The sequence below is a fragment of the Streptomyces capoamus genome, from assembly GCF_014654935.1.
Taxonomy (GTDB): domain Bacteria; phylum Actinomycetota; class Actinomycetes; order Streptomycetales; family Streptomycetaceae; genus Streptomyces; species Streptomyces capoamus.
Window position 1 is genome coordinate 141,021 of record NZ_BNBF01000014.1, and the last position, 9,621, is coordinate 150,641.

Below are 9,621 nucleotides of genomic sequence, written 5' to 3' on the forward strand. Positions count from 1 at the left end.
CCGTCGGTGACCGTGCCCTCGGCGGGCTCGGCCGTGACTCCGGCCGGGGTCCGCACCCGGAAGCGCACCTCGGGACCGCTGCCGCCGGTCAGCGACAGCGCGCGCACGGCGATCGTCGTACGGTCACCGGGGGCGACGGTGGCCGCGGTGGGCCCGACGCCGAACTGGTACGGCTGCTCGCCCGCCCGGAAGGACGGCGGCGGGCTGTCCGCGCCCCAATCGCGGTCCGGGACGGCGGACAGGGTGTAGTCGAGCCGGCCGCCGTCCCGGACGAAGGACGCGGGCAGCCAGGGCCGTTCGCTGCCGCGTCCGTTCACCCGCAGGGAACGGACGTACGGTGCGCCGGCCGCCGCTCCGGTGGCGCGGACGGAGATGCCGCGGCCGTGCGGCCGGCGGATCTCGATCCGCTCGAACAGCGGTGAGGCGAGGACCAGTTCGGCGCGGGATGGGACCTGCGGGTACATGCCGAGGGCGGCGAAGACGTACCAGGCGGACATGGCGCCGAGGTCGTCGTTGCCCGGGATGCCGCCCGGCCCCGCGGACCACAGCTGCCGCATCGCCGCGCGGACGGTCTCCTGGGTCTTGTAGGGGGCGCCCGCGTAGGCGTACAGGTAGGGGACGTTGACCGACGGCTCGTTGTCCAGTTCGGACTTGGTGCCGCCCTTGCCGGTGAAGGCCCAGCCGCCGTCGGCGTCGTGGAAGAAGTCGTCGAGCCGGGCCAGCGCCGCCTCCCGGCCGCCGAGCGCGGCGAAGAGGCCCGCCGGGTCGTGCGGGACCATCCAGGTGTACTGGGCGGCCGAGCCCTCGACGAACCCGTTGCCGGTGCCCGGGGTGAAGCCGGTGACCCAGCTGCCGTCGGCCTTGCGGTTGGCGATGTAGCCGCCGCCGGGATCGGCCGCGATGTCGAAGTTGTTCTGCCACCACTGGGCGCGCCGGGTGAAGCGGGCCGCCGTGTCCTTCTCCCCGGCCGCCCGGGCCAGCTGGGCGACGGCGAAGTCCGCGGTGGACATCTCCAGGGTCTCGGCGGCACCGCCCCAGGCGTTGGAGACGGACGGCATGTAGTGCAGCCGGAGGTACTTGTCGAGGGAGGGGCGCTGGCCCGCCGACAGCACGGGCTTGCCGGCCGGGGACAGGTCCTGCGGTGTGGGCACGGTCGCTGCCCGCACCAGGGACTTCAGGGCGCCGGCGAGGTCGAAGTCCGTGCCGCCGAAGGCGCGGATGCCGGCCAGCGCGGTCGGTGAGGGGTCGCCGTTCATGACGTGGGTGCCGCTCGCCCCGTGCAGCCAGCGGTCCCACACGCCGCCGTTCTGCCGGGCCAGCTCGTACAGGGACTGCGCGATGTCCGAGCCGGTGCGCGGGTCGAGCAGCGTCAGCAGCTGTACCTGGTCGCGGTAGACGTCCCAGCCGGAGAAGGTGCCGAACTGGGCCTGCCGGCGGCGGCCGACGGTGTGCACGCGGCCGTCGGCGCCCCGGTAGCGGCCGTCGGCGTCGCTGATGACGTTCGGGTGCAGCAGCGCGTGGTAGAGCGCGGTGTAGAAGGTGGTGCGCTCGGCGTCCGTGCCGCCGCCGACCCGGACGGCCCCGAGCCGCTCCGCCCAGGCCCGCCGGGCCGCTTCCCGGACCGCGTCGAAGGACCGTCCCGGCGGGTTCTCGGCGGTCAGGTTGGCCGCGGCGGCCTCCGGGCTGACGTAGGAGATGCCGACCTCGGCGTTGACGGGGCCGTCGCCGGGCGCGAACTCGACGTATCCGCCGGCGCCCTTGCCGGCGACCGGCCGGCCGCCGTGCGTGAAGCCGCCGGTGCCGCCCGAGGTCTCCCGGGAGCCGGGCTCCAGCCGGTCGTCGTGCCAGGTGCCGACGGCCTGGAAGGCACGGTCGAAGCGGGCGGTGAAGTACAGCGTGTAGTAGGCGCGCCGGCCCTCGGGGTCGAGGTAGCCGCAGAAGTTGCCGGAGGTGACCGAGCCGGAGACGGTCCGGGTGGCCGGGTCGATCGTGACCGTGGAGTCCTGCGAGCCCGCCTCGGAGTTGGCGGTGCGCACGAGCAGGGAGGCGGGCTTGCCGGCCGGGTAGGTGAAGCGGGCCGAGCCGGTGCGCGCGGTGGCGGTCAGGTCGGCGGTGACCCCGGAGGCCAGGCCGACCCGGTAGTGGCCGGGTTCGGCGGTCTCGTCCGCGTGGCGGAAGTCGGAGGCGTAGACGGCGTCCCCGGTGTCGCTCGCCGGGGAGGAGGTGACCTCGCCGGCGTACGGGAAGAACGGGATGTCGCCGCTGCCGCCCGCGCAGCCGGTCCCGGACATGTGGGTGAGGCTGAAGCCGCGGATGCGGGTGGCGTCGTACTGGTAGCCGCCCGGGGCGGCGGTCCTGGTCGCGTCGCCGCGCGTGTTCTCCGGGCTCCAGGAGAGCATGCCGAAGGGCACGACGGCGCCCGGGAAGACGTCGCCGCCGTTCCTGGTGCCGATCAGCGGGTCGACGTACGGGGTGGGGTCCTTCACGAGGACGGGGGGAGCGGCGGTCGCCGCCAGGGCGGGGGTGGCGGTGCCGCCGGTCGCGAGGAGCGCGGCCAGCAGCAGGGGAACGGGTCTCGAACGCATGACGCGGCCCTTCCTCCTATCGGACGGGTCGCGCACCACAGGTCGCACAAGCCGCAGGGACAGTAGCGTGTGCCACCGGTACCACGGAAGACCGCGTGCGCGCCGCCCGGCGCACGCCCCCGTCACCCGGTCGGGGCAGCCAAGTGGCTTGACGGCGTTGTCCGTTCAGGCGGTAGAGTCATGTACAGACCATTGACAACGATGTCGCGCGGCCGACTCGCCGCACAAGCCACGCAGTGCACGCAGTGCCCAGGCCATTCCCCTCCGGGCAGGTATCCCACCCCCCTCACCTGCCCGGCTCGCGGACCCGGTGCGCACCGCCACCGGGTCCGCCCAGAGCGGCTCGACCCGTAGTCCGCCCCGCGGCGCCCCCGACGGGCGGCGCGGGCCGGGCTTGACACGCATCCGCCCGGGACTTATCCCGAAGATGAGGCAAGCCGGGAGGTGACCCGGATGGCGGAACCGGACCCGTACACGGTGCTGGGCGTACCACCTTCGGCCACGGCCGAGGCCATCACCTCGGCCTTCCGTCGCAGGGCCAGGGAGCTGCGCCCCGACACGCGGGTGGACGCGGTCACCGCCGCCCGGTTCGCGGAGGTCCGGACGGCGTACGAGACGCTACGGGACCCGGTGCGGCGCGCGGCCCGCGACCAGGCGTACGAGCGCTCGCACCGGGCGTCGTCCCGCCCGTCCGGCGGTGCCGGGACGAGCCGGCCGTTCCCCCGGTGCCCCGTCGTGCCGGGCGTCACGGCTCCCGGGCCGCCACTGCGCGCGGGACCGGTGCGGTGGGTACCCGAGCGGCGCACGGGGTGAGGACGAGGAGGGAGCACGCAGATGGCGCGTCCGGTCGGTATCGACCTCGGTACGACGAACTCGGTGGTCTCGGTCCTGGAGGGCGGCGAGCCCACCGTCATCACGAACACGGAGGGCGCACGGACCACGCCGTCGGTCGTGGCCTTCGCCAAGAACGGCGAGGTGCTGGTCGGCGAGGTGGCCAAGCGGCAGGCCGTGACGAACGTGGAGCGCACCGCGCGTTCGGTCAAGCGGCACGTCGGCGACCACGCCTGGCGGTTCCCGGAGCAGGGGGACATCGACGGCAGGCGGTACACCGCGCAGGAGATCTCCGCGCGCGTGCTGCAGAAGCTGAAGCGGGACGCGGAGACGTACCTCGGCGAGGACGTCACCGACGCGGTGGTCACCGTGCCCGCCTACTTCGACGACACCCAGCGGCAGGCCACCAAGGAGGCCGGCGAGATCGCGGGCCTGAACGTGCTGAGGATCATCAACGAGCCGACGGCGGCGGCGCTGGCGTACGGGCTGGACAAGGAGAACGACCAGACGGTCCTGGTCTTCGACCTGGGCGGCGGCACCTTCGACGTGTCACTGCTGGAGATGGGCGAGGGCGTCATCGAGGTCAAGGCGACCAACGGCGACACGCGCCTCGGCGGCGACGACTGGGACCAGCGGGTCGTGGACCACCTGGTCCGGCAGTTCCGCAACCACCACGGCGTCGACCTGGCCAAGGACAAGATGGCCGTGCAGCGGCTGCGGGAGGCGGCGGAGCGGGCGAAGATCGAACTGTCGTCCTCCAGCGAGACGACGATCAACCTGCCGTACATCACCGCCTCGGCGGAGGGCCCGCTGCACCTGGACGAGAAGCTGACCCGGGCCCAGTTCCAGCAGTGGACGGCGGACCTGCTGGAGCGTTGCAAGGCGCCGTTCCACAACGCGGTCAAGGACGCCGGGATCAAGGTGTCCGACATCGACCACGTGGTCATGGTGGGTGGCTCGACGCGGATGCCGGCCGTGACGGAGCTGGTGAAGGAGCTGACGGGCAAGGAGCCGCACAAGGGCGTGAACCCGGACGAGGTGGTGGCCGTCGGCGCCTCCTTGCAGGCCGGTGTGCTCAAGGGCGAGGTCAAGGACGTCCTGCTGCTGGACGTCACCCCGCTGTCGCTGGGCATCGAGACCAAGGGCGGCATCATGACCAAGCTCATCGAGCGGAACACGACCATCCCGACCCGGCGTGCGGAGACCTTCACGACGGCCGAGGACAACCAGCCCTCGGTGACCGTGCAGGTCTACCAGGGCGAGCGGGAGATCGCCGCGTACAACAAGAAGCTCGGCATGTTCGAGCTGAGCGGCATCGCGCCCGCTCCCCGCGGGGTGCCGCAGATCGAGGTGGCGTTCGACATCGACGCCAACGGGATCATGCACGTCTCGGCGAAGGACCTCGGCACCGGCAAGGAGCAGAAGATGACGGTGACCGGCGGTTCCGCGCTGCCCCGCGACGACATCGACCGGATGGTCCGGGAGGCGGAGCAGCACGCGGCGGAGGACCGTGAGCGCCGGGAGGCGGCGGAGACGCGGAACCAGGCCGAACAGCTCGTGTACTCCACCGAGAAGATCATCCGGGACAACGCCGACGCCGTCCCGGCCGACGCGAGGTCCGAGACGGAGACGGCGCTGGCCGAGCTGAAGGAGAAGCTCAAGTCCGAGGACACGGCGGCGATCCGGCAGGCCCTGGACCGTGCCGCGCAGGCCGCGCAGAAGATCGGTACGGCGCTGTACGAGCGGTCGCGGACCGAACAGGCCGCGCAGTCCGGCGCCGGCGGCACGCCGGGCACCGGCGGGGACGACGAGGTGGTGGACGCCGAGATCGTAGACGACAAGCCGGAGGCGGGCTGACGAATGGAGGCGGGCTGACGATGAACGGGGTGCGCACCCCTCGCTGGTCGGCCGCGCGGACGCCGGGCAGCGGTGGGGCGGTGTGCCCGCCGCGGGAGCGCGCCGCCGGTCCGCGGAGCGGAAGGGCGGACCACGGCGGCCACCGCGAGCGGGCCGGGCCGCTGCTGGTACCGGTACCGGTACCGGTGGTCGCGGTGGTCCGCCCGGAGGTTCCGCGTCGCGGCCACCGGATCGGTGACCCGCTGCCGCGGTCCGTGTCCGTGGCGGTCACCGGGGCGCCGTCATGAGGCGGGGGCGCGGGGCGGCGGCACGGGGGCGCGGACGGGCCGTCCGGTCCGGCGGCGCGGGTCCGGATGTGTCCAGCTCGTGGACGGACCATAGCCACACGGAAAACACCAGTGCTACAAATGCGGTCATGTCGGACGCATCTGTCCGAGGCAGGCGTCTCGCATGGCGCACTGTGATCGGCAAGATTCCCCGGAGCGTCGCCGGACAGGTCTTCCTGTTCCAGGTCGCCCTGGTGGTGCTGCTCGTCCTGTGCGCCGTCCTCGCCCTGGTCCTGCAGTCGAAGCGGGACACCACCGCCGAGGCGAGGCACCGGTCCATCGCCGTCGCGCAGACCTTCGCCCACTCCCCCGGGCTGCTCCAGGCGCTGCGGTCGCCCGAGCCGTCCCGGATCCTGCAGCCGCTGACCGAGGCCGGGCGCAAATCCGCGGGGGTCGACTTCATCGTCGTCATGGACACCCATGGCATCCGCTACACCCATCCGCTGCCCGGCAAGATCGGCCAGCGGTTCGTGGGGACCATCGAGCCGTCGCTGGCGGGCAAGGTGTACACCGAGAGCGTGCACGGCCCGCTGGGCCACGAGGTGCAGGCCACGGTGCCCGTGGACGACGCCCGTGGCCGGGTGGTCGCGCTGGTCTCCGCCGGGCTGAAGGTCAAGAACGTCACCAGCGAGCTGGACCGGCAGCTGCCGATCATCCTGGCCGCCGGGGCCGGCGCGCTGGTGGTGTCGACCGGCGGTACGGCCCTGGTGGGGCGCCGGCTGCGGCGGCAGACGCACAGCCTGGCGCCGGACGAGATGAGCCGCATGTACCAGCACCACGACACCGTGCTGCACTCGGTGCGGGAAGGCGTGCTGATCATCGGGGCGGACGGCCGGCTGCTGCTCGTCAACGACGAGGCCCGGCGGCTGCTGGAGCTGCCCGCGGACGCCGAGGGAAGTGAGGTGCGGGAGCTGCCGGACCTCGACCCGGCGACGACGGAGCTGCTCGTCTCCGGGCGGCCGGCCAGCGACGAGCTGCACTTCGCCAAGGGCCGCCTGCTGGCGGTGAACCAGCGGCCCACCGACCGGGCCGGCGGCCCCGGCGGCACGGTCGTGACGCTGCGCGACTCCACGGAGCTGCAGGCGGTGTCCGGTCGCGCCGAGACCGCCCGGGAGCGGCTGGAGCTGCTGTACGACGCGGGCCTGTGCATCGGCAGCACGCTGGACGTGATGCGCACGGCCGACGAGCTGGCGCGGGTCGCCGTCCCGCGGTTCGCCGACTTCATCACCGTCGACCTGGCCGACGCCGTCCTGCACGGCGAGGAGCCGGCTCCGACGGCGACGGACATGCGGCGGGTCGCCGTGAGCGGAATCCAGGACGACCACCCGCTCTACGAGCAGGGCCGGCTGATCGACTTCCTGCCCTCCACCCCGCAGGCCCGGAGTTACGGCGCCGGGCGCTCGGAACTGGTGACCGACCTGGCGGGCGCGGAGGGCTGGCGGGCCCAGGACCCGGAGCGGACCCGGCGGATCCTGGACTTCGGCATCCACTCGCTCATCGCCGCGCCCATCCGGGCCCGCGGTGTCGTGCTGGGCATGGCGAACTTCTGGCGTTCCAAACGGGATCCGTTCGACGCGGACGAGCTGTCCCTGGCGGAGGAGCTGGTCGCCCGGGCCGCGGTCAGCATCGACAACGCCCGGCGCTACACCCGTGAGCACACCCTCGCGGTCACCCTGCAGCGCAGCCTGCTGCCCCGGGCGCTGCCCGAGCAGAGCGCGCTGGACGTCGGCTACCGCTACCTGCCCGCGCAGTCGGGGGTGAGCGGGGACTGGTTCGACGTGATCCCGCTGCCGGGCGGCCGGGTGGCACTGGTCGTCGGCGACGTGGTGGGGCACGGCCTGCACGCCGCCGCGACGATGGGCCGGCTGCGGACCGCCGTGCACAACTTCTCCACCCTCGACCTGCCGCCGGACGAACTGCTCCAGCACCTGGACGACCTGGTCGGCCGCATCGACCAGGACGAGGCATGCCCGGAGACGGCCGGGCAGATCGTCGGCGCCACCTGCCTGTACGCGATCTACGACCCGGTGACGCGCCGGTGCGTCATGGCCCGGGCCGGGCACCCGGCGCCCGCGCTGGTCCACCCCGACGGCACTGTCACCTTCCCCGAGCTGCCGGCCGGGCCGCCGCTGGGCCTGGGCGGGCTGCCGTTCCGCACGGCCGAGATGGAGCTGGCCGAGGGCAGCCAGCTCGTCCTGTACACCGACGGTCTGATCGAGGACCGTACCCGGGACCTGGACGAGGGCATGGAGATGCTGCGCCGGGCCCTGGCGGGCCACCCCGGACGGTCGCCGGAGGAGAGCTGCCGGGCGGTGCTGGAGCAGCTGCTGCCCGAGCGCCCCGGGGACGACGTCGCGCTGCTCGTCGCGCGCACCCGGGCGCTGCCGGCCGACCGGGTCGCCGACTGGGACGTGCCGCGCGATCCGGCGGCCGTGTCGGGGATGCGCGGCGCGGTCTCCGCCAAACTGGCCGAGTGGGGGCTCGCCGAGCTCGGCTTCGGCATGGAGCTCGTGCTGAGCGAGCTGATCACCAATGCCATCCGGTACGGCTCCGACCCGATCCGCGTACGGCTCATCCACGACCGCACGCTGATCTGCGAGGTGGCCGACGGCAGCAGCACCTCGCCGCACCTGCGCTACGCCGCGACGACCGACGAGGGCGGCCGTGGCCTGTTCCTGGTCTCGCAGCTTTCCGAGCGCTGGGGCACCCGGTACACCCCGCACGGCAAGGTGATCTGGGCGGAACTGGCGGTACCGGACCTCGGCGCGCTGCTGGACGACTGAGCGGGGTTTGGGAGCCCGCCGGAAACCCTGCGGCTCCGGGCGTGCGGCCCGGGACCTCCGGCGCCACGGCAAGGGCCGCGCCCCCCGGTGAGGGGGACGCGGCCCTGAAGCGCCGGGTGCCGCCGCTTACTTGCGGATCAGGTTGCGCAGCACGTACTGCATGATGCCGCCGTTGCGGTAGTAGTCGGCCTCACCGGGGGTGTCGATGCGGACGACCGCGTCGAACTCGACACCGGTGTCGGTGGTGACCTTGACCGTGCGCGGGGTGGTGCCGTTGTTGAGCTCCTCGACACCGGTGAAGGAGAAGGTCTCCTCGCCGGTCAGGCCGAGGGACTCGGCGGACTCGCCCTCCGGGAACTGGAGCGGCAGGACGCCCATGCCGATGAGGTTCGAGCGGTGGATGCGCTCGTAGGACTCGGCGATGACGGCCTTGACGCCGAGGAGCGCGGTGCCCTTGGCCGCCCAGTCGCGGGACGAACCCGAGCCGTACTCCTTGCCGGCCAGGACGACCAGCGGGATGCCGGCGGCCTGGTAGTTCTGCGAGGCGTCGTAGATGAAGGAGACCGGGCCGCCGTCCTGCGTGAAGTCACGCGTGTAGCCGCCCTCGGTGCCCGGCGCGATCTGGTTGCGCAGGCGGATGTTGGCGAACGTACCGCGGATCATGACCTCGTGGTTGCCGCGGCGCGAGCCGTAGCTGTTGAAGTCGCGGCGCTCGACGCCGTGCTCCGTGAGGTACTGGCCGGCCGGGGTGTCGGCCTTGATCGCACCGGCCGGGGAGATGTGGTCGGTGGTGACCGAGTCGCCCAGCTTGGCGAGCACGCGGGCGCCGGCGATGTCCTCGACCGGGGCCGGCTCCATGCCCATGCCCTCGAAGTACGGGGGCTTGCGCACGTAGGTGGACTCGGCGTCCCACTCGAAGGTGTTGCCGGTCGGCACCGGGAGCGACTGCCACTGGGCGTCGCCGGCGAAGACGTCCTGGTAGGACTTGGAGAACATGTCCTCGCCGATGGCGCTGGCGACGACCTCGTTGACCTCGGCCTCGGAGGGCCAGATGTCCTTCAGGAAGACCTCGTTGCCGTCCTGGTCGGTGCCCAGGGCGTCCCGGGTGATGTCCACCTTCATGGAGCCCGCGAGGGCGTAGGCGACGACCAGCGGCGGGGACGCCAGGTAGTTCATCTTGACGTCGGGGTTGATGCGGCCCTCGAAGTTCCGGTTGCCGGAGAGGACCGAGGTGACCGC

General features: G+C 72.9%; 5 protein-coding genes. 3 read left to right on the top strand and 2 right to left on the bottom strand.

Going from position 1 to position 9,621, the window contains the following annotated elements:
• A partial coding sequence (locus tag IE312_RS22295; protein ID WP_229900287.1) for a GH92 family glycosyl hydrolase occupies positions 1-2,585 on the bottom strand: 2,585 nt, incomplete at its 3' end.
• A 453-nt stretch (positions 2,586-3,038) separates the two neighbouring features.
• Between IE312_RS22295 and IE312_RS22300 the strand changes: the two genes are divergently transcribed.
• The 3 genes from IE312_RS22300 (at position 3,039) to IE312_RS22310 (ending at position 8,382) form a co-directional block, all read left to right on the top strand.
• Complete coding sequence (locus IE312_RS22300) at positions 3,039-3,398, top strand: J domain-containing protein (protein ID WP_189984119.1); 360 nt, start codon at positions 3,039-3,041, stop codon at positions 3,396-3,398.
• Between the two features lie 21 nt (positions 3,399-3,419).
• The gene (gene dnaK / locus IE312_RS22305) at positions 3,420-5,273 is read left to right on the top strand and encodes a molecular chaperone DnaK (RefSeq protein WP_189984120.1); all 1,854 of its coding nucleotides are present in this window, start codon (positions 3,420-3,422) and stop codon (positions 5,271-5,273) included.
• A gap of 415 nt (positions 5,274-5,688) precedes the next feature.
• A complete protein-coding gene (locus IE312_RS22310; RefSeq protein WP_189984121.1) occupies positions 5,689-8,382 on the top strand; it encodes a SpoIIE family protein phosphatase in 2,694 nt (897 codons plus the stop codon).
• Between the two features lie 126 nt (positions 8,383-8,508).
• Here IE312_RS22310 and IE312_RS41325 read toward each other — a convergent pair.
• Positions 8,509-9,621: aconitase family protein (locus tag IE312_RS41325; protein ID WP_268254330.1), on the bottom strand; the 1,113-nt coding region annotated here is incomplete at its 5' end.

What these genes read in the sequence shown, in the direction of transcription:
- IE312_RS22300 (WP_189984119.1), top strand. Translation starts at nt 3,039, where the DNA reads ATGGCGGAACCGGACCCGTACACGGTGCTGGGCGTACCACCTTCGGCC.
- dnaK (WP_189984120.1), top strand. Translation starts at nt 3,420, where the DNA reads ATGGCGCGTCCGGTCGGTATCGACCTCGGTACGACGAACTCGGTGGTC.
- IE312_RS22310 (WP_189984121.1), top strand. Translation starts at nt 5,689, where the DNA reads ATGTCGGACGCATCTGTCCGAGGCAGGCGTCTCGCATGGCGCACTGTG.